We start from the raw sequence: 18,231 nt of genomic DNA on the forward strand, positions 1-18,231 counted from the left end.
TGCCGGCCTTCCCTGTTTCAACGAACGGCACACGGAAATGTTCCGTGGCGCGGCTAATCGCGGTGCAGGCGTTCTATGGTGGTCGGCCCGACCGGCTGTTCGAGCAGCAGTCGCGCCAGGCGTGCCCGCTGTTCGGGGTTCAGCAGTTCGCGCTCGCGCAGCAGTTGCCGGATCACCAGCTTCTGCTGCTCGTCCTGCAGGCGGGCGATCGCGGCGCGTTCGGCGTCGATCGCCGCCAGGTCGGGCGTGGCGACGAAGATCGCGTTGACCATCCGGTCGCGATGGGCGCGGATGTCGGCGGCAGCGGTGCCGAGCTGGGCAAGGAAGGCCGCTTCCGCTTCATGCCAGCCGCGCTGTTGTTCCGCACTCAGTTGCAGATGGCGCGGCAGGCCGCCAAACCCGTCCGGGCCTTGCAGGGCAAGCGCGCGGTAGGCGGCAACGCCGAGCACGCCGAGATTGACCAGCAGCGAAAAGGCGAGCGCGAGGCGCAGGCTGGATGCTTTCATCTCTTGGCTCCATTCGTATAACAGGATTCCAGGCCGATGCAGAGGCTGCCCGGCGGCATGGTGTCGAACACGCTCATCGCCGCGACGCGCGGCGCCGCGGCGCCGCCGAACAGGGCGAAGCCCATGGCGATGCCGCAGGCCACCGAGGCCGCGGCACCCACCGATACCGGCAGCAGGCCGCGCCAGCCCCGGTCGTGGCGCGGCTGCGGCCGGGGTGCGGCGGCCAGTCGCCCTTCGATGACGCCGGCCAGGTCGAAGCCGAGGGTCTCCGCGGGCAGCCGCTCGAAGTCCGCGGCGAGCATGCGCAGCAAGTCGAGCTGGGCGGCGCAGGCCGGACAGGCGGCGAGATGGGCAGCGACCCCCTGCTGCCGGGCGGGGTCCAGTTCGCCGTCGAAGTAGGCGGACAGTTCGATCATGTCCGGTCGGTGTTCATTCATCGCTGTTCTCCCCGGCGTGACCCCGGTAGTGGGCAAGGGCGGCGACGCGCGCACGAGCCAGGCGGGATTTCACGGTGCCCTCGCCTATGCCCAGCGTTGCCGCAATCTCGGCGTAACTCATGTCTTCCACCTCGCGCAGCAGCAGAACCTCGCGCTGTTCGGCGGGCAGCTCGCGCAGCGCACGTTCCAGCATGCCGATGCGCTGGCGATCCGCCAGCGCCTGTTCCGGCGTCGGCGCCGAATCCGGCGCTTCGAGCACCGCCCCATCCTGCGCATCCTCGGCGAACGGCACGAACTCGACCCGCTGCCGCCGGCGCAAGACATCGAGCGTGGCGTTGTGGGCGATCTGGAACAGCCAGGTGCGGAAGCGCGCCTCCGGCCGCCACGCGGGCAGCGACCGATAGGCCTTGAGGAAAGTGTCCTGCGTCAGGTCCATGGCTTCGTCGCGGATCCCGCTCATGCGCAGCACGAAGCGGAACACTGGATCCTGGTAGCGTCCGACCAGCAGCGCAAACGCCCGGTGATCGCCGGCCTGGGCGCGTACGACAAGTTCGGCTTCCGCATCGTCGGTCCTTGAGATCATGCACTCCATGCCGGAGCCCCACCCGCCATGGCGCGCTCGATTGGCGCCGGGCCGGACCCCTGTTCCTTGTTGAAACGAACGGCAAAGGAAAAAGTTCCATGTCGTTCGTCGCGAAGCCGGCATTGTCGGTCGGCCGGCGCCAGGAATCCATGGTCGCCGAGGATTGATTGCATCCGGGTGGGTACGGCAGCAAGCCATGCCATGGTTCGATCCACTGCGGCGCCTGAGGCCGCCTGAGGCGCGCCGCGGTGGCGGGCGCGGCGCACGCCTGTGCCATACTTGCCCGCCCTGCGCCGGGCAGATCGTGCCGCACCATGTTCTCGGATTTCCTCGCCACTGTCGAATTCTCGCTGGCCGTCACCGGGCCGATTTTCGTGATCCTCGGCCTCGGCGCCTGGCTGCGCCGCATCGGCCTGATCAACGAAGCCTTCATCGAGGGCGGCAGCCGGCTGGTGTTCAACGTCACGCTGCCGGCGCTGCTGTTCATCAGCGTCGCCAAGACCCGCCTCGACACCTCGGCCAATTTTGCGCTGATCGGTTTCGGCCTCGCCGCGACCTTGCTGGCCTGGGGTCTCGCCGAAACTATGGCGAAGTTTGCGGTGAGCGCCGAACGCGATCGCGGCGTCGTGGTGCAGGGCGTGTTCCGTTCCAACATGGCCATCATCGGCCTGGCCTACTGCGTCAATGCCTACGGCGAAGCCGGCCTCGCCGCGGCCTCGCTCTATGTCGGCCTGGTCACCATCCAGTTCAACGTCATCGCTGTGGTGACGCTGAACCGTTCCCTGCATGCGCGCCAGGGCATCGCGCCGGTGCTGCGCTCGGTGGCGGCCAATCCGCTGATCATCGGCATCGTGCTGGCTCTGCCGGTGTCGATTTCCGGCCTGCGCCTGCCGGCCATCGTGCTGCAATCGGGCGAGTACTTCGCCAACATGACGCTGCCGCTGGCCCTGTTGTGCACCGGCGCCGCGCTGGATTTCCGCAGCCTGCGCCACGATCCGAAGGACGCCGTGCTGGCGGCCGCCGGCAAGCTGCTGCTGGTGCCGCTGCTGTTCGTCGGCGGCGGCATCCTGTGGGGCTTTCGCGGCATCGAGCTGGGCATCCTGCTGCTGATGTCCTCGGCGCCGACCGCCGCCGCCAGCTACGTCATGGTGCGGGCGATGGGCGGCAACGCGCCGCTGGCGGCCAACATCATCGCCCTGACCACGGCCGGGTCGCTCGTCACCACCAGCGCCGGCGTCGTGGTGCTGCGCGGCATGCGGCTGATCTAGCCACTCGTCATCGCCGCCTGCGCCTGCAGGTTGTTGCCGACGGGCTCAGTGAAGTTCCTGCGCAACAATCGCAAGCAGCTCTTCGGTACGCACCGGCTTGCCGATGATGACGTTCTCGCCGGATTTCTGTTCTTCGCCGGCCTTCAGCATCGAGGTCAGATAAATCACCTTGATGTGCGTCAGCGCCGGATCCTCGTGCACGGCGGCGGCGACTTCGCTGCCGAGCATGTCCGGCATCAGGATGTCGAGCAGGATCAGATCGGGCTTGCATTTCCTGGCCGCCTCGACGGCACAGCTTCCCCTGCATTCTGTAAATACCGCGTAGGCACCCGTTGATTCGAGCCTGCGCCTGGTCAGCTCGATCGTCGCCGGGTCATCGTCGACTATCAGTATGGTTTTCACCGATTTGCTCCACATGAGGTTCATGGCGACGAACGGGCGCCGCAGCAGTTCTCCGACATCACGATGAGCAAGCTTAGGGACAAGCGGCGGCTCGGTCTGTGCGCTGGCGCGCAGAGCGGGCCGGGGACCCGGGCAGGCCTGGGCAAGAGTTGGCGCTGGCGACACGGCGACCGGCGCGGCGGCCGGCGCGGCGCGGAAAAGCAGAAAATGCCGGAACGGCCCGTCAGGCCTTCTTCACAGCCCGGCCGAGGGTCGGCTACGCTTCTTCGAGTCGTACATCAGGACATCGGCCCGGTGCATCAGTTCTTCCGTGGATTCGCACTGGTCGAACTCGGCGATTCCCATGCTGATGCTCACCACGGGGCATCCCGGCTTGGGCAGCCATTGTTCGGCCCAGCATCTGTCGAACGCCGCCTTGAGCCGGCGACCGATGACCCGGGCCTCCTCGCCGGGCGTGTCGAGCAGCAGCACCATGAACTCGTCGCCGCCGTAGCGAAACGCCATGTCGACCTTGCGCAGCTCGCCCTGTATGGTTTGCGACGTGAAACGCAGCGCGTTGTCGCCCTCCAGGTGGCCGAGTATGTCGTTCACCTGCTTGAAGTTGTCCAGATCGATACAAATCAGGTTCAAGGGCCGGCGATGACGCCGGGCACGTTCGATTTCCGTTTCCAGAACCGACATGAAATGCCGCTGATTGTGCAGGCCCGTCAGGTTGTCGGTGACCGACATTTGCTTGAGCTGCGCTTCGAGCCGCTTGGTTTCGGTCAGGTCATGAAAGAATCCGATGCTGCCGACATCTTCGCCGCTGCGCACGATGAGCTTGGCCGACAGGCGGATGTCGATTACGCGGCCGGCCTTGGAAACCAGTTGGGTCTCGTAGCCCTGGATATATCTGTCCGCGCTCGCGTACATCTGCTTGTTGACCTTGCGCGCATGGCCGGCGGTCGGATAAACCTCGGTGATCGCCAGCCGCTCGATGACCTCGTCACCGCTGTAACCAAGCAGGCGTTCGGCAGCCTTGTTGAACAAAACGATGACGCCGGCCCGGTTCACCGCGATGATCGGGTCTGGACTCAGCGAAACCAGTTCCTGGAGGTCTGCTACTAAGGAAGGAAGTTTTTGCACAGGCGCCTTGCTGCTCGTTATTGAGGAACTATAGCAAATCGTCCGGTTCGCGGCAGCCGTGCCGCCGCCGCCACAATGGCTGTGAAACCGCGCCGCAGATACAAATTCTCACCGTTCCTTACAGCAACCGGCGCCGCAAGTCCCTAGAGTGGCTACGCGTCCTGCACAACATCATCGTTGAGGAGTGAAAAAATGAACAAGTACTGGCTTTCCGTCCTGTTCGCCCCCGTCGTGTTCAGCGCCAATGCATTCGCGCACGACCGGGATTTCGACAATCGCCACGAGCGTCGTCACCGTCACCAGGTGGAGCGCGTCGTCGTGCATCAGGCGTATGTGCAGCCCCGGGTGGTCTATCAAGTCCCGCCGCAACGTATTTACCACGAGCGGGTGGTGTACCGCGGATACCCGGTTTACTACGAGGCCGCCCCCGTTTACCGGGAAGCGCCGCGCCATTACCCGCAGCCCAGCCACAACGGCGACAGGGTCGTGGGCCAGGCCATCGGCGCGGTTGCCGGTGCCGTCATCGGCAGCCAATTCGGCCACGGCGACGGGCGCATTCTTTCGACGGCCGCCGGCGCAGTCATAGGCGGCGTTGTCGGCGGCAACCTTTCCGGCTACGGTGATTGATGCTTCTCGCCGTCAGTGCGGTGATGGGCAGGGGCCGTGGCCATGCGCGGCGCGCTTGATCCGCCCGCGCCGGCGGCATCCGGCATCAAGGGACGCGCATACCCGGATGAGCTTGGCGACAGATTTTTCTGCCGCCGGGGGCAACGAATTCAACGCGGCTGGGTCAATATGTGTCCGGCGTCGATGCCCGGACCGGTTTCGACGCCCATAGACGTGGACGGCGAGACGTAGACGGCGCATTTCGACGCCTTGCAATGGAGCAACAATGAAAAAAGTACTGCCATGGATAGCCTTTGCGCTGATGACGACGGCGCAGGCCGCATCCTTCGATCCGGGACGGTCGCCGCCGCCGGAGTTGAGGCCGTCGCAGCAGCAGGCCCAGGCGGCGCACCTGGCGGCTGAAGTGCTCAGCCGCTATCACTACAAGACGATGCCTCTCGACGATGCCTTGTCGGAGAGAATCCTTGCCCACTATCTGAAGTCGCTCGATGCCGAGAAGCTGTTCTTCGTCCAGACCGACATCGACCAACTGGCCCGCTTTCGCACGGTCCTCGACGACGCCATCATCGACGAAGACCTTGGCGCGCCCTTCGCCATTTTCAATCTCTACGCGCAGCGGGTATCCGAGAGATTTTCCTACGCCCGCGGCTTGCTGAAGGAGGGCTTTGATTTCCGGCAGAAGGAAGACTATCAATACGCCCGCGACAAGGAACCCTGGCTGAAATCCGAGGCGGAAATGCGCGAGCAGTGGCGCAAGCGGGTCAAGAACGACTGGCTGCGCCTGAAACTCGCCGGGAAGGACGACAAGGCCATCGTCGCGACCCTGGAGAAGCGCTACGACAATGCCCTCAAGCGCATCGGGCGGACGACGGGCAAGGATGCGTTCGAGGCGTTCATGAACGCCTACACCATGGCCATCGAGCCCCACACCAACTACATGGGGCCGCGGGCTGCGGAGGACTTCGACATTTCCATGAAGCTGTCCCTGGTCGGGATAGGCGCGGCGTTGATGGAGAAGGACGACTACGTCACGATCCGGGATTTGGTGCCGGGTGGACCTGCCGCCCTTTCGGGGCAACTGAAAAGCGGGGACCGCATCCTCGGCGTCGCCCAGGGCAGCGGCGGCGCCATGACCGACATCCTCGGCTGGCGCCTGGACGACACCGTGGCCCTGATCCGCGGCGCGGCCGACTCGATTGTCCACCTCGACGTGCTGCCGGCGGATGCCGGCCCGGACGGCAAACACAAGCGGGTCTCGCTGGTCCGGAAGCGGATCCGCCTGGAAGACCAGGCGGCCAAGAAGACCATCCTCCCGGTGACGGACGGCAAGGTCACGCGCCAGGTCGGCGTGATTTCCCTTCCCGGCTTCTATGAGGATTTCGACGCCCGACAAAAAGGCGACCGCGACTTCAAGAGCGCGACGCGCGATGTGGCTCGCCTGCTGGATGAATTGAAAAAAGCCAGGGTAGACAGCGTGCTGATCGACTTGCGCAATAACGGCGGAGGTTCCTTGAAGGAAGCGATCGAACTCACCGGCTTGTTCATCGACCAGGGGCCCGTGGTGCAACAGCGCGACGCCCGCGGCCGGATCACGATCGAACGCGACGCAAAGGCCGGCGCGGCCTGGGACGGTCCGCTTGGCGTCATGATCAACCGCGCCTCGGCATCCGCCTCGGAGATTTTTGCCGCTGCGATTCAGGACTACGGCCGGGGACTGGTGATCGGCGAGCCGAGTTTCGGCAAAGGCACCGTGCAAGCCATGATCAACCTCGATGACGTCGCCAGGAACGACAAGCAAAAGTACGGCGAACTGAAATTGACCGTGGCCCAGTTCTTTCGCATCAACGGCGACGCCACCCAGCTGCGCGGCGTCAAACCCGACATCGCCCTGCCGACAATGACCGATGCGGAGAGCTTTGGCGAAGCGAGCTACGACAATGCGCTGCCCTGGATACAGGTCAAGGCGCTGGATTATTCGCCGGCGGGCGACGTGAAAACCCGGCTGCCGGACCTGCTGAAACGCCATGAAGTTCGCGTCAGCAAGGACAAGGAGTTTCGCTTCCTGCAGGAAGACATCGCCGAATTGAATTTGCAGCGCAAAAAGAAGCGGGTGTCGCTGAACGAAGCCGAACGCCGCAAGGATCGCGATGTCCAGGAAGCCAGGCTGGCCTCGCGCGATGCACAGGAACCGGGGCCGAAGAAGAACAAGGTCGTTCGGGATGATGGCCTGCAGGCCGGTGAGCGCGATCTGGCCAAAGACCTGGCGGACGAGAAAGCCGACGACAAGGCCAAGGACGTATTGCTCAACGAAGCGGCCCGAATACTTGGCGACGAGGTGAATCTGCTGAAACCCCGCACCGGCTTCGCCGTGCGTGCGCCGCGGAATGCGGCGCAGCTTGGTGTGCAATGACCACCTGAAGGCAGTGGTCATTCTCGTGCCGCAGTTGATGCCGCATCTGGTGCCGCATCTGGTGTATTGGCCGCTGCGCTTCTGCTAGGATATTTTCTCGCTGCGGCGCAGACGGGCCGGCGCCACGGATGGGCCCTGACCCGATCTGTGCATCCCTCACACGGTGAATCAAAACCAAAGCGGGAGAACCTTCATGATCCAACTCAATGTCAATGGCAAGCTTCACGCGGTCGATGTCGCCCCCGACACGCCGCTGCTCTGGGTCCTGCGCGATACCCTGGGCTTGACCGGAACGAAATACGGCTGCGGCCAGGCGCTGTGCGGCGCCTGCACGGTCCATGTCGATGGCGCCCCGCTGCGCTCCTGCGCCACGCCGGTGTCGGCGGTGGCCGGACGCAAGATCGCGACGATCGAAAACGCGGACCGCTCGCGCGTCGGCAAGGCCGTGCAGGAGGCGTGGCGCAAGCTCGACGTGGTGCAGTGCGGCTACTGCCAGTCGGGGCAGATCATGAGCGCCATCGCACTGCTGAGCCAGAACCGCAAGCCTACCAACGCCGACATCGACACCGCGCTGGCAGGGAACCTGTGCCGCTGCGCCACCTATGTGCGCATCCGTGCGGCCGTGCACCTCGCGGCCAAATCCCTCGCCTAGGAGCCGCCATGTCCACCATGACCATTGAGAATGTGAGCCGGCGCAACTTCCTGCAGGGCGTCGCCGGTTTGACCCTGAGTTTCTGCCTGCCCGCCATTGCCGCACCGGCCGCCGCGGGCAAAGCCGCGACCGTCAGCTTCGAGCCGAATGCATTCCTGCGCATCGGCAGCGACAACAGCGTGACCGTGATCGCCAAGCACCTGGAGATGGGCCAGGGCACTTACACCGGCTTGGGCACCATCCTCGCCGAAGAACTCGATGCCGACTGGAAGACCGTGCGCATAGCCGGCGCTCCGGCCGATGCCGCGCGCTACAACAACCTGTTCTGGGGCCCGGCGCAGGGCACCGGCGGCAGCACGGCGATGGCCAACTCCTGGGACCAGCTGCGGCAGGCCGGCGCCAGCGCCAAGGCAATGCTGGTCAGCGCGGCGGCGAAACGCTGGAAGGTGGCGGTGTCGGAAATCACCGTGCGCGACGGCATCGTCAGCCACCCGCCGTCGAAGCGCAGCCTGCGTTTCGGCGAGTTGGCCGCGGACGCCGCGAGGGAAGCCGTGCCGGCGAACGTGGTGTTGAAGGAGCCGAAGGATTTCCGCCTGGTCGGCAAGCATGCGCCGCGCAAGGACAGCGCGGAAAAGACCAACGGCAAGGCCGTATTCACCCAGGATATCCGCTTGCCGGGCATGCTGGTGGCCGTCGTCGCACACCCGCCGCGTTTCGGCGCCACGGTGAAGGGTTTCGATGCCGGCGCGGCGAAGCGCGTCAAGGGCGTGGTCGACGTAGTGCAGATTCCCTCGGGCGTGGCGGTACTGGCGACCGACACCTGGAGCGCGAAGAAGGGGCGCGACGCGTTGACCGTCGAATGGGACGAAAGCCGGGCCTTCAAGCTCGGCAGCGATGAAATCCTGGCGCGCTATCGCGAGATGGCCCAGCAGCCCGGCCTGGTGGCGCACCAGGCGGGCAATACCGACCAGGCATTCGCGGCGGCGGCGAAAGTCGTCAAGGCCAGCTATGACTTTCCCTACCTCGCCCATGCGGCCATGGAGCCGATGAACTGCGTGATCCGCCTCGGCCCCGAAGGCTGCGAAGTGTGGAACGGCGAACAGCTCCACACCGGCGAACAGCATCAGCTCGCCGGCATCTTCGGCCTCAAGCCGGAGCAGGTGAAGATCAACATGCTCTACGCCGGCGGCAGCTTCGGCCGGCGCGCCAACACCAAGTCGGACTATGTCGTCGAGGCCGCGCAGATCGTCAAGGCCAGCGGCGGCAAGGCGCCGGTCAAACTGGTCTGGCTGCGCGAAGACGACATGCGCGCAGGCTATTACCGGCCGCTGTTCCATCACGCCCTCGAAGCCGCGCTCGATGCGAACGGCAAACTGACCGGCTGGCGGCACCGCCTGGTCGGCCAGTCGATCCTGATGGGTTCGCCCTTCGAGGCCATGATGGTCAAGAACGGCATCGACGCGGTGTCCGTCGAAGGCGCGGCCAACCTGCCCTATGCGATTCCCAACATGCGGGTGGACCTGCATACGCCGACCGACATCGCTGTCCCGGTGCTCTGGTGGCGATCGGTCGGATCCTCGCATACCGCCTACTCGACCGAGGTCTTCCTCGACCTCGTGGCCAAGGCGACGGGCAAGGACCCGGTGGCCCTGCGCCTCGAATTGCTCGGCGACAAGCCCCGCCACAGCGGCGTGCTTCGGCTCGCCGCCGAGAAGTCCGGCTGGGGCACGCCGCTCAAGCCCGGCGCGCCGGGCACGCGACGCGGACGCGGCGTTGCCGTGCATGAATCCTTCCATTCCTACGTGGCCCAGGTGGCCGAGGTGACGGTCGCCGCCGATGGCACGCTCAAGGTCGACCGCGTCGTCTGCGCCGTCGATTGCGGCATCGCGATCAATCCCGACAACGTCCGCTCCCAGGTCGAAGGCGCGGTGGGCTTTGCCCTGGCGGCAGCCCTGCACGGCGAAATCACGCTCAAGGGCGGCGCCGTGGTGCAGGGCAATTTCGACGGCTACCCGCTGCTGCGCATCGATGAAATGCCGCAGGTCGAGGTGCATATCCTGCCGTCCACCGCCAAGCCGACCGGCATCGGCGAACCGGGCGTGCCGCCTCTGGCACCCGCGGTGGCCAACGCCATCGGCGCCGCGACCGGAAAATATCCGGGCCGCCTGCCGTTCAGCAGCGCGGAATTGCGCGCCTGAATCGCCGTATCGCCAGCGCCAACTCTTGGCCAACTCCTGACCAACTCGTGGCCGCCGGCCGGCGCGGGCCTAGCGGGGATCGGCGGCCGATCCGGATGCAGATGCCGCCTGATGCCGTTTTACGTCGGCGACATATTCGGCATCCACCGTCAGGATGTGATGGTAGAACCAGCCGTTGATCAGTTCCTCGATGCGGTCGGCAATGTGGTCCAGCGTCAGGCTGCGCGCTTCGTCGAGCAGCCTGCCCAGCATCCGGCGGAACTCCTGGTGCTGCAGGCGGTGCTCGTCGAGCTTGCGGTAGGCGATTTTCTCCAGCATCGCTTCCTCGTCCCTCAGGTGCGTATTGGCGTAGTCGCAGAGCATGGTCAGCGTGTGCATGACGCGAATCTGATCGCCGTTGCCGCGAAAGCTTGCGGCCATGTCGAACAAGGCTTTGTGCTGGCTGTCGATGGCGGGCAGCCCGGTGACGATGGCCTCCGACCAGTTTGCCTTGGTGTGCGCCATGAGCGTGCTCCTGTTCTCAGCCGGGCAGCGGTATCGGCATCATGGTGACGATGCCGGTGGCGGCGTAAGTGTCGCAGCGTTCGACGAATTCCCGGGTGCTTTTCGGCATCGGGACGCGGGCCCGCGTGATGTGGAAAATCAGGTCGCGGCCATTGCAGATCAACTGGGTGCCGAAGGAGGCCACGCGCTGTTCGTGCTCGCTGTCGGGGTTGCCCAGCAACGGGCGGAAATTGGCCAGGCGCTCGCCGGCCGCGACCATCTCGGCCCAGATGTCGAAGATTTCGCGGTCGGTGCGCAGGGTCTCCACCTTGATGCGGGCGACGCGGGCAAACTCGCGAATGGTCGGCTCGATGCCGGGAAACATCGGCGTGGCGAAGGTGCGGATCATGGCCTCGGCGAGGGTGTCGATGCCGCGCATGGCCTGGGCCATTTTCACGTAGCGCGTCGCGTAGAAGTCGGCGAGCGGAATCGAGAAGGCACGGAAGGGCTCGCCCCACAGTTCGTCGATGCCTTCCTCGCCGCTGCGGTGCAGTACCAGTGAACACAGGGACAGAGCCTCCTGCAGGCAGCGCCCGCATTCGCGCATCAGGTCGTTGCTGGAGGAAATTTCGACGCCGGCCGATTGCAGGTCCACCAGCCGGGTAAAGATGTCGGTGGCGCGGTTGAACAGGGCGCCGGCGTACATGGCGCCCTTGACCCGCTTCTTGCCGGGATCGGTCTCGTCCTGATAGGCCTGCCGCGCCTCGGCCAGGCGATAGCCGGGAATGTTGAGCCCGTGCTCGGTGTGGTTGAACAGACGCCGCGTCAGCGCCTGGATCAGCCCGCGCTTGGCCTGCAGGCTATCCTCCTCCGGCACCGGATAGGTCTTGATCCAGTAGCCGTCCGTGTAACTGCGCTCGCGGCCGTCGATGATGCGCAAGCTGCCGTTGGGTATGTCCTGGTCCATGTCGTGCGGGCGTCCTGAAGGGGTGATGTATTTTGACGCTTATCGAGCCGATACTGCAAATGCCTTGACCTGGCGGGTGGAACGGACCGCCATCGAAGCTTGACCGTTGCCGTATCGGGTATGCTTGCCGCAAGTAATCCACCCGTCCCGTTCAACCCCCGCTCGCAGGCAACTGCCGATCCGCGAGCGAAGCCAGGAAGCCCAGGCAATGACCCGCAAGCCCCTAGCCTTCCCGCAAGTCGCTCTCGATTTCATGAACCGCGACCACGAGGAATTCGCCGCCCTGCGCGACAGACTGCTCGACCGGATCGCCACCGGTGCGGCGGACGGCATCGATGGCCTGCTCGACGAACTGCAGCGGCACACCATCCGCCACTTCGCCGACGAAGAAGCGGCGATGCAGGAGGCGGGATTCCCGGTCTATGCCGTGCACAAGGGCGAACACGACGCGGTACTGGCGGACATGGCGGCGCGCATCGAGCTCTGGCGCCGCGAAGGAAACCTCGAGGCCCTGCGCGACTGGATCGACGCGGCGGTCGGCGAGTGGTTCGTCAATCATGTGAATAGCATGGACATGGTCACCGCCGGATTCGTCGCGGCAAAACGGCAGCAGGCCTGAGGGCAGCCCTCGGCCTGCGTCCCCGGAGCACCTGCGTGCTGCAAACAGAGCCGGCAGGTGCCGCAGTTTCAGGCGCAGTGTGCGCAAACGTACAGAAGCGACGGACCGATCCTGCTAGCGTATGCTGCAGTTCGTGGCTTTATGTGATGAGAAACGCGGTCGGCGGCGACGATGAAGGTCTGCTACTTCCCGACCGGCGTCGGTGGACGGTCCGATTCCTAATCATTCGGGTGATACCTTGATGCCTCCCATGCTCAATCCCATGACCGATCCGTTTCTAAGCCAGTTCATGGTTCGGTTCTTTTTCGTATTCGGCATTATCGGCCTTGCCGTTGGCGTCGGGCTCGTGCTTGATCACGTGCGCATGCACCGGATGTTCGGCATCGTGAACCGCTGGGTTTCAATGCGACACAGCACAAAGTGGCTGGCCATACCGCGCGACACAAGTGCGGCCGTGGCGCGAAACCGACACCTGATCGGCGGGATTTTCATCCTCGTCGCAGCCTATTCGACACTTGTCCTGATAACGCAAGTCGACGTTGCCAGGATCGCCACCATGCTTCGCATCGATGCCCCCCGTAGCCTTGTCGTACTGATCATTGCCAGCGCGCGCTGGTGTCTCATCGCGGGTGGCATCGCCGCGATTGCCGTCGGCATCATGCTGATATTTTTCCCGAGTGCATTGAGTGCGATCGAATCGCGTGCCAATCGCTGGTATTCATTCCGCCAGCAGGCGCCGAACGTGGACACCATGCATATGGATTTCGACCGGTGGACCGAAGGCCATCCCCGGTTTACCGGCTGGATTCTCGCTGGCGGAGCGCTCGTGGTGACAGTCGCTTTCGGCACGCAACTGTTCGCGCACGGCTGACGATTGCGGGTGCGCGGCCGCGATGCGGCGGCGGTCTGGGAGTGGCAGTACCCGCCTTACGGATTCTGCAGCGGCACGGCGTCCGCTTGCTGCGATTCCGCGCCCCCGGCGACGCGCGGTCCCTGCGCCAGTTGACCGTGGATCACCGCCCCCGAATGAATCTCGGCCACGGCGTAGGCGAGGTCGCAATCGACCTGGGCCTTGGACTGCAACTTGACGAATTCGGTGACATCGACGCGGCCCTTGATCAGGCCATTGACGATCAGGCGCGCGACTTCGATGTCGCCCTCGATGCGCCCCTGTTCGCCGACCACCAGGGTATTCGCCTGGCCGTCGGCCGAGCGCACGTTGCCGCGGACTTCGCCGTCGATGCGCAGACCGCCGGAAAAAACGATGTGGCCGGAAAGCACCGTGCCGGCACCGATCAGGCTTTCAATCGAATTGGCGTGCTGCTTGTCGGTTTTGTCAAACAAGGCCTTCATGCCCCCGGGACCTGGAAGCGGCGGAAGCGGTCCACCGCGGATTCCGGCTCGGCCGCGACGCAGTGCGTGAAGCCGCTTTTGTCGACCGGCGCGATATCCTGAATCGTGGCGACCTGGTACATGCGTTCGATCTTGCGACGTGCCTCGGGTTCGTTCCGCGCCCAGACTTTCAGCCTGAGGATGGTCCGGTAAAACTGAACGTCGCACTTCCACCACATGGTAAGAGAATGTCGCCCCGGGGAATGGTCGATTCGGCTCGACCGAACAGCAAATCGCCACACTATAACTATGGTTATAGTCCTCGGTCAAGCGAATCCGCGCCGCGATGCCATCGCGGCGACCCGCGGCGCTACAAGCTCCTGCGCCGTACCACCATCGCCGACTCTTCGAAGCCGAGGCGTTCGTAGAAAGCCAGCGCGGCGGCGTTGTCGCGGTCGGCGAGCAGCGTGACGCGGCGCATGCCCTGGCTGCGCCCCCAGGCCAGCACATGCTCGACCAGTTTTCGGCCGTGGCCGCCACCGCGGTGGCTGGCGGCGAGGATCACGTCTTCGAGCATCAGCACCGGGCCGCCCTCGGCGGTGCTGATGCTGACCAGCGCATTGGCCATGCCGACCACCCTGTCGCCGTCACGGGCGACGAAGAGGCGGCCGTGGGCCGGATGGTCGAGGATCCAGCGCAGGGCGGCGAGCTGCCTGGCGCGGTCGGGTTTGAAGTCGGCTTCGAGCGCGAACAGTTCGCCGAGCAGCCCGGCCATGGCGTCGAGGTCGGCGGCGGTCGCGAAGTCGATCTGCATGTCCGCTAGCCGATCAGGGCAACGGCCTTGATCTGCACCCAGACCTCTCGCCCCGGGGCGAGGTCGAGGCGTTGCGCCGAGCGCCGCGTCAGACGCGCCAGCAGCTTGGTGCCGCCGACGCGCAGCTGCACCAGGATTGCCGACGGATGATCCTCGGCGGCGTGGGCGAGGACGGTGGCCGGCAGCAGGTTCATGATGCTGACGTCGTCGTGGCGGCTGTTGGCGAGCGACACGTCGCGCGCCAGGATGCGCACCCGCACCTGGCGCCCCACGGCGACGCCGCTGTCGCGCACCCAGAGTTCGCCGCCGTCGAATTCGACACGCGCCAGATGCCACTCGGCATCGCGCTCGGCGACGGTGGCGGCGAATACCGCACCGGCATCCTCACCGAGGCGGATCGGCAGGTCGATGCGCGCCAGGGTTGCGGCCAGCGGTCCCTGCGCCACGGCACGGCCGCCGTCCATGACAACCAGATGATCGGCGAGCCGGGCGACTTCGTCGGCGGCGTGGCTGACATAGATCACGGGGATGTCCAGCTCGTCGCGCAGGCGTTCCAGATAGGGCAGGATTTCCTGCTTGCGCGCATGGTCGAGCGCGGCCAGCGGCTCGTCCAGCAGCAGCAGGCGCGGTGCGGAAAGCAGGGCGCGGGCGATCGCCACGCGCTGCTGCTCGCCGCCGGAAAGCCGCTCGGGCAGGCGTTCGAGCAGGGGGCCGAGGCCCAGCAGCTCGACGATGGCGGCATCGCCCCGGGAGTTGCCGCTGGCGGCGCGGCGCCGGGCGTAGTCGAGGTTGCGGCCGACGTCGAGATGGGCGAACAGGCGCGCGTCCTGGAACACGTAGCCCAGCGGGCGCCGGTGCGTCGGCAGGAAAACGCCGGCGTCCTGCCAGGTTTCGCCGTTGATGGCGAGCCGGCCGGCGCCGCGGTCCAGTCCGGCGATGCAGCGCAGCAGCGTGGTCTTGCCGCAACCGGACTGGCCGAACAGGGCGGTGACGCCGCGACCCGGCAGGTCGAGGTCGACATCGAGGCTGAAGCCGGGCCAGTCCAATTTGAATTGCGCCGCGATGCTCATCGGGCTTTCCGTCCGGTCAGCGTGTACAGCGCCAGCAGCACGAGGAAGGCGAAGACCACCATGCCGCCGGCCAGCCAGTGCGCCTGGGCATATTCCAGCGCCTCGACGTGGTCGTAGATCTGCACCGAGACGACGCGGGTCTTGTCCGGGATGTTGCCGCCTATCATCAGCACCACGCCGAACTCGCCGACGGTGTGGGCGAAGCCGAGGATCGTCGCGGTGAGGAAGCCGGGCCTCGCCAGCGGCAGCGCGACGCTGAAGAAGGCATCGAGCGGCGCGGCGCGCAAGGTCGCGGCGGCTTCCAGGGGCCGCTCGCCGATGGCCTCGAAGGCGTTCTGGATCGGCTGCACGACGAAGGGCATGGAATAGAACACCGAGGCCACCACCAGGCCCCAGAAGGTGAAGGGCAAGAGGCCGATGCCGGCCCATTCGGTGAAGCGGCCGACCGCACCGTCGGGGCCCATCAGCAGCAGCAGGTAGAAGCCGATCACGGTCGGCGGCAGCACGATGGGCAGCGCCACCACGGCGCCCACCGGGCCCTTCCACCAGGAGCGCGTGCGCGCCAGCCACCAGGCGATCGGCGTGCCGATCAGCAGCAGCAAGACGGTGGTGACGGTCGCCAGCCTGAAGGTGAGCCAGACGGCGCCGAGGTCGGCGGTGAGGTTGGGTAAACTCGGCATGGAGCGAATGCTAGCGCGATATCGCCCGCCAGGGCAGCCCGACTAGATTTCGTAGCCGAAGGACTTGATGATCGCCTGCGCCGCGTTGCCTTTGAGGTACTTGAGCCACGCCTCTGCGGCGGGCTTGCCGCGGCCTCTTTCGAGCAGCACCGCATCCTGCCGGATGGCCTGGTGCAGCCGGGCCGGCACGATCCAGGCGGAGCCCGCGGCGAGGCGTCCGTCCTGCATCACCTGGGACAAGGCGACGAAGCCCAGCTCGGCATTGCCGCTGGCGACGAACTGGTGGGCCTGGGCGATGTTCTCGCCCTGGACGAATCTAGCCTGCACGGCATCGAGCAGCTTGAGCGCGGTCAGCGCCTCGATCGAGGCGGCGCCGTAGGGCGCGAGTTTCGGATTGGCGATGGCGAGGTGCTTGAAGCCGCCCCTGGCCAGCACCGCACCCTGGTCGTCCACGTAGCCGGGCTGCGCCGACCACAGCACAAGGCGGCCGACGGCGTAGGTGTAGCGGCTGCCGGCGACAGCCGCGCCATCGGCTACCAGCCTGGCCGGAGTCGTGTCGTCGGCGGCCAGCAACACCTCGAAGGGCGCGCCGTTCCTGATCTGGGCGTAGAACTTGCCGGTGCCGCCGAAGGACAGTTGCGCCTTGTGTCCGCTGTCCTTGGCGAAAGCGGCGGCGAGAAGCTTCGCCGGCGCGGTGAAATTGGCGGCGACGGCGACCTGGACTTCGTCGGCGTGAGCGGTGCAGGCAGCGAACAGCAGGGGAATGAAAAGTCGTCTCATGTCTCGGCTCCGAAGCAAAGCGAATGATCGCAGCAATTGGCTCAGTCGCGGGGCTTGCGAATCGGCACCCCGGCTGCTCCGACCAATTAGAGTCGGAAACTGCCATCACGCATTCCAGCAGGTTCCCGGGCAGGCGATTTGCGTCTTGAATTGTCCGAAGTCGAAAACTCAGGGCCACAAACCGGCACTGCAACGTTACAGCGAATAAATATAGTCGAAAACTCAGTGTGGAAAATTTTTCGCAGCATGGCCCAAAGCGAAAATCTTAGCTGAGTCCGCCTTCGTGAAGGTAGGAAATCACACGACCTACATGGATATAGCTAGCCCGGACATTTCAACGGCTCCTAAGATTTTGCCGCGGAGATATGCCGAACGGGTTGATAGTGATGCAGGCGGAGGGATTTGATCAAGTTTTGATCAAATAGGCTGTTTGATCAAATAGGCGAATTCCGGACCTCATGGTCACTGTAAATTGCGCAGCCTGGTCATATTTGAGCGCGCAGTAACACAGAAGGATTTCTGGATTCGCTACGGTGTCACCCAATCGGGCGGATCCCGCTACGAATCCGGGCGCAATATTCTGAAGCCCCTCTTGACCCTGTTCTGGCTGCATCGCTCCGAGAAGGTGACGGATCAAGACCTCGCGCAAGCGTTGAAGTGAGTCGTCTGATTGCCCACTTATTACTGCTTGGAGAGCCGTTTGGCGACGGCGTGATACAGGTAAGGTCGGTTCTCGACCTTGGCCAGCAGTTCCGATCGAGCGGCGACAGCTAGGCGGAACGCTTCCCGTTCGCCATATTTGCGTACCGAAAAAGACTTGGCCACGCGCTTGCCATCGTTGGTCTTGATGTTTGCCTGCCAAAAGCCCAGAGGTTGGGCGGGCGTCTTATGAAAATGGACCCCCGGTACCCCGCTCAAGTTGTTGGAGCGCTTTTGCTGGTGGAACTCGATCAAGGTAAGTGCCTTGATTGCCGCCAGTTGCTCGTCTCGCCAAGCAATGGCGGCCGCCTTTGCCTCCTTAGAGCCACCACAGGTCAAGTCGTAAAAGGTCTTGGAATAGAATTTTCCTTGTCGCCTGAAGTTGACTCGCCAGCACCAGGCTTTGATCGCGGCTCGGTAACGTTGGATGGCATACATCGTGAAGTGGGCCTACCGGCAGTTGTCAAAACTGGGAACCGATGCTACCAAGGAAAGTCTCGCCGACACGATGCAAATTCTAGGGTCTGTTCTCAATCATGCGGACAGTGCTATGCCATATGCAACTGAGGTCGAATAAAT

At 64.9% G+C, this 18,231-nt stretch carries 22 protein-coding genes; 8 read left to right on the plus strand and 14 right to left on the minus strand.

The genetic code is table 11. The features are described from left to right. Positions 1–53 precede the first annotated feature (53 nt). The 3 genes from RMO95_RS05250 to RMO95_RS05260 are packed head-to-tail and all read right to left on the minus strand — an operon-like array spanning position 54 to position 1,526. A complete protein-coding gene (locus RMO95_RS05250) occupies positions 54–506 on the minus strand; it encodes a periplasmic heavy metal sensor (protein ID WP_310449543.1) in 453 nt (150 codons plus the stop codon). Then, positions 503–943: an anti-sigma factor family protein gene (locus RMO95_RS05255; protein WP_310449544.1), complete on the minus strand. Its 441-nt coding sequence runs from the start codon at positions 941–943 to the stop codon at positions 503–505. The genes RMO95_RS05250 and RMO95_RS05255 overlap by 4 nt, the downstream gene beginning before the upstream one ends. After that, the gene (locus tag RMO95_RS05260; protein WP_310449545.1) at positions 936–1,526 is read right to left on the minus strand and encodes an RNA polymerase sigma factor; all 591 of its coding nucleotides are present in this window, start codon (positions 1,524–1,526) and stop codon (positions 936–938) included. Before RMO95_RS05260 ends, RMO95_RS05255 begins: the two co-directional genes overlap by 8 nt. A 314-nt stretch (positions 1,527–1,840) precedes the next feature. On the opposite strand from RMO95_RS05260, the gene RMO95_RS05265 reads away from it, so the two are divergent. After that, entirely contained in the window at positions 1,841–2,794 is a 954-nt protein-coding gene (locus RMO95_RS05265) for an AEC family transporter (RefSeq protein ID WP_310449546.1), read from the plus strand. A 45-nt stretch (positions 2,795–2,839) separates the two neighbouring features. On the opposite strand, the gene RMO95_RS05270 is transcribed toward RMO95_RS05265, so the two are convergent. Together RMO95_RS05270 and RMO95_RS05275 are read right to left on the minus strand one after the other, a co-directional pair. Next, positions 2,840–3,196 carry a response regulator gene (locus RMO95_RS05270; protein ID WP_310449547.1) on the minus strand — a complete coding sequence of 119 codons (357 nt, stop codon included), beginning with the start codon at positions 3,194–3,196 and terminating at the stop codon, positions 2,840–2,842. A gap of 234 nt (positions 3,197–3,430) precedes the next feature. Further along, positions 3,431–4,321, minus strand: coding sequence for a sensor domain-containing diguanylate cyclase (locus RMO95_RS05275; protein WP_310449548.1), 891 nt, complete (start codon positions 4,319–4,321; stop codon positions 3,431–3,433). Between the two features lie 192 nt (positions 4,322–4,513). Here RMO95_RS05275 and RMO95_RS05280 point away from each other — a divergent pair, with 192 nt between their 5' ends. The 4 genes from RMO95_RS05280 to RMO95_RS05295 all read left to right on the plus strand — a co-directional run bounded on the left by RMO95_RS05280 (position 4,514) and on the right by RMO95_RS05295 (position 10,208). Continuing rightward, a complete protein-coding gene (locus RMO95_RS05280) occupies positions 4,514–4,948 on the plus strand; it encodes a glycine zipper 2TM domain-containing protein (protein ID WP_310449549.1) in 435 nt (144 codons plus the stop codon). A 265-nt stretch (positions 4,949–5,213) separates the two neighbouring features. Next, the gene (locus tag RMO95_RS05285) at positions 5,214–7,358 is read left to right on the plus strand and encodes a carboxy terminal-processing peptidase (protein ID WP_310449550.1); all 2,145 of its coding nucleotides are present in this window, start codon (positions 5,214–5,216) and stop codon (positions 7,356–7,358) included. Positions 7,359–7,551: 193 nt separating this feature from the next. Beyond that, positions 7,552–8,010 carry a (2Fe-2S)-binding protein gene (locus RMO95_RS05290; RefSeq protein ID WP_310449551.1) on the plus strand — a complete coding sequence of 153 codons (459 nt, stop codon included), beginning with the start codon at positions 7,552–7,554 and terminating at the stop codon, positions 8,008–8,010. An 8-nt stretch (positions 8,011–8,018) separates the two neighbouring features. After that, positions 8,019–10,208, plus strand: coding sequence for a xanthine dehydrogenase family protein molybdopterin-binding subunit (locus RMO95_RS05295; protein WP_310449552.1), 2,190 nt, complete (start codon positions 8,019–8,021; stop codon positions 10,206–10,208). 69 nt (positions 10,209–10,277) lie between these two features. Here RMO95_RS05295 and RMO95_RS05300 read toward each other — a convergent pair whose 3' ends face one another. Beyond that, a complete protein-coding gene (locus RMO95_RS05300; RefSeq protein ID WP_310449553.1) occupies positions 10,278–10,712 on the minus strand; it encodes a hemerythrin domain-containing protein in 435 nt (144 codons plus the stop codon). A gap of 16 nt (positions 10,713–10,728) precedes the next feature. Then, positions 10,729–11,658 (minus strand): hypothetical protein, encoded by a 930-nt coding sequence (locus tag RMO95_RS05305; protein WP_310449554.1) that lies wholly within the window; start codon positions 11,656–11,658, stop codon positions 10,729–10,731. Between the two features lie 208 nt (positions 11,659–11,866). Between RMO95_RS05305 and RMO95_RS05310 the strand changes: the two genes are divergently transcribed. After that, the gene (locus RMO95_RS05310) at positions 11,867–12,277 is read left to right on the plus strand and encodes a hemerythrin family protein (protein WP_310449555.1); all 411 of its coding nucleotides are present in this window, start codon (positions 11,867–11,869) and stop codon (positions 12,275–12,277) included. Between the two features lie 250 nt (positions 12,278–12,527). Beyond that, positions 12,528–13,148 carry a hypothetical protein gene (locus tag RMO95_RS05315; protein WP_310449556.1) on the plus strand — a complete coding sequence of 207 codons (621 nt, stop codon included), beginning with the start codon at positions 12,528–12,530 and terminating at the stop codon, positions 13,146–13,148. Between the two features lie 56 nt (positions 13,149–13,204). Here the strand turns inward: RMO95_RS05315 and RMO95_RS05320 are convergent, their stop codons facing one another. From RMO95_RS05320 to modA, 6 genes are all read right to left on the minus strand, one after another. Then, complete coding sequence (locus RMO95_RS05320) at positions 13,205–13,630, minus strand: polymer-forming cytoskeletal protein (RefSeq protein ID WP_310449557.1); 426 nt, start codon at positions 13,628–13,630, stop codon at positions 13,205–13,207. Beyond that, positions 13,627–13,848, minus strand: a complete 222-nt coding sequence (locus RMO95_RS05325; RefSeq protein WP_310449558.1) for a hypothetical protein — start codon at positions 13,846–13,848, stop codon at positions 13,627–13,629. Before RMO95_RS05325 ends, RMO95_RS05320 begins: the two co-directional genes overlap by 4 nt. A 131-nt stretch (positions 13,849–13,979) precedes the next feature. Then, positions 13,980–14,423 carry a GNAT family N-acetyltransferase gene (locus RMO95_RS05330; RefSeq protein ID WP_310449559.1) on the minus strand — a complete coding sequence of 148 codons (444 nt, stop codon included), beginning with the start codon at positions 14,421–14,423 and terminating at the stop codon, positions 13,980–13,982. Between the two features lie 5 nt (positions 14,424–14,428). Further along, the gene (modC, locus tag RMO95_RS05335) at positions 14,429–15,493 is read right to left on the minus strand and encodes a molybdenum ABC transporter ATP-binding protein (protein ID WP_310449560.1); all 1,065 of its coding nucleotides are present in this window, start codon (positions 15,491–15,493) and stop codon (positions 14,429–14,431) included. Next, the gene (gene modB / locus RMO95_RS05340) at positions 15,490–16,173 is read right to left on the minus strand and encodes a molybdate ABC transporter permease subunit (protein WP_310449561.1); all 684 of its coding nucleotides are present in this window, start codon (positions 16,171–16,173) and stop codon (positions 15,490–15,492) included. Before modB ends, modC begins: the two co-directional genes overlap by 4 nt. A gap of 42 nt (positions 16,174–16,215) precedes the next feature. Next, complete coding sequence (gene modA / locus RMO95_RS05345; protein ID WP_310449562.1) at positions 16,216–16,953, minus strand: molybdate ABC transporter substrate-binding protein; 738 nt, start codon at positions 16,951–16,953, stop codon at positions 16,216–16,218. A gap of 472 nt (positions 16,954–17,425) precedes the next feature. Between modA and RMO95_RS05350 the strand changes: the two genes are divergently transcribed. Next, on the plus strand, positions 17,426–17,614 hold the full coding sequence (locus RMO95_RS05350) for a hypothetical protein (protein WP_310449563.1): 189 nt from the start codon (positions 17,426–17,428) through the stop codon (positions 17,612–17,614). Between the two features lie 20 nt (positions 17,615–17,634). On the opposite strand, the gene RMO95_RS05355 is transcribed toward RMO95_RS05350, so the two are convergent. Beyond that, positions 17,635–18,090: an AP2/ERF family transcription factor gene (locus RMO95_RS05355; RefSeq protein ID WP_310449564.1), complete on the minus strand. Its 456-nt coding sequence runs from the start codon at positions 18,088–18,090 to the stop codon at positions 17,635–17,637. Between the last annotated feature and the right edge of the window lie 141 nt (positions 18,091–18,231).

The organism is Sulfuritalea sp., from assembly GCF_031426875.1.
Taxonomy (GTDB): Bacteria; Pseudomonadota; Gammaproteobacteria; order Burkholderiales; family Rhodocyclaceae; genus Sulfuritalea.

What these genes read in the sequence shown, in the direction of transcription:
- RMO95_RS05250 (WP_310449543.1), bottom strand. Translation starts at nt 506, where the DNA reads ATGAAAGCATCCAGCCTGCGCCTCGCGCTCGCCTTTTCGCTGCTGGTC.
- RMO95_RS05255 (WP_310449544.1), bottom strand. Translation starts at nt 943, where the DNA reads ATGAATGAACACCGACCGGACATGATCGAACTGTCCGCCTACTTCGAC.
- RMO95_RS05260 (WP_310449545.1), bottom strand. Translation starts at nt 1,526, where the DNA reads ATGATCTCAAGGACCGACGATGCGGAAGCCGAACTTGTCGTACGCGCC.
- RMO95_RS05265 (WP_310449546.1), top strand. Translation starts at nt 1,841, where the DNA reads ATGTTCTCGGATTTCCTCGCCACTGTCGAATTCTCGCTGGCCGTCACC.
- RMO95_RS05280 (WP_310449549.1), top strand. Translation starts at nt 4,514, where the DNA reads ATGAACAAGTACTGGCTTTCCGTCCTGTTCGCCCCCGTCGTGTTCAGC.
- RMO95_RS05285 (WP_310449550.1), top strand. Translation starts at nt 5,214, where the DNA reads ATGAAAAAAGTACTGCCATGGATAGCCTTTGCGCTGATGACGACGGCG.
- RMO95_RS05290 (WP_310449551.1), top strand. Translation starts at nt 7,552, where the DNA reads ATGATCCAACTCAATGTCAATGGCAAGCTTCACGCGGTCGATGTCGCC.
- RMO95_RS05295 (WP_310449552.1), top strand. Translation starts at nt 8,019, where the DNA reads ATGTCCACCATGACCATTGAGAATGTGAGCCGGCGCAACTTCCTGCAG.
- RMO95_RS05300 (WP_310449553.1), bottom strand. Translation starts at nt 10,712, where the DNA reads ATGGCGCACACCAAGGCAAACTGGTCGGAGGCCATCGTCACCGGGCTG.
- RMO95_RS05305 (WP_310449554.1), bottom strand. Translation starts at nt 11,658, where the DNA reads ATGGACCAGGACATACCCAACGGCAGCTTGCGCATCATCGACGGCCGC.
- RMO95_RS05310 (WP_310449555.1), top strand. Translation starts at nt 11,867, where the DNA reads ATGACCCGCAAGCCCCTAGCCTTCCCGCAAGTCGCTCTCGATTTCATG.
- RMO95_RS05315 (WP_310449556.1), top strand. Translation starts at nt 12,528, where the DNA reads ATGCTCAATCCCATGACCGATCCGTTTCTAAGCCAGTTCATGGTTCGG.
- RMO95_RS05320 (WP_310449557.1), bottom strand. Translation starts at nt 13,630, where the DNA reads ATGAAGGCCTTGTTTGACAAAACCGACAAGCAGCACGCCAATTCGATT.
- RMO95_RS05325 (WP_310449558.1), bottom strand. Translation starts at nt 13,848, where the DNA reads ATGTGGTGGAAGTGCGACGTTCAGTTTTACCGGACCATCCTCAGGCTG.
- RMO95_RS05330 (WP_310449559.1), bottom strand. Translation starts at nt 14,423, where the DNA reads ATGCAGATCGACTTCGCGACCGCCGCCGACCTCGACGCCATGGCCGGG.
- modC (WP_310449560.1), bottom strand. Translation starts at nt 15,493, where the DNA reads ATGAGCATCGCGGCGCAATTCAAATTGGACTGGCCCGGCTTCAGCCTC.
- modB (WP_310449561.1), bottom strand. Translation starts at nt 16,173, where the DNA reads ATGCCGAGTTTACCCAACCTCACCGCCGACCTCGGCGCCGTCTGGCTC.
- modA (WP_310449562.1), bottom strand. Translation starts at nt 16,953, where the DNA reads ATGAGACGACTTTTCATTCCCCTGCTGTTCGCTGCCTGCACCGCTCAC.
- RMO95_RS05355 (WP_310449564.1), bottom strand. Translation starts at nt 18,090, where the DNA reads ATGTATGCCATCCAACGTTACCGAGCCGCGATCAAAGCCTGGTGCTGG.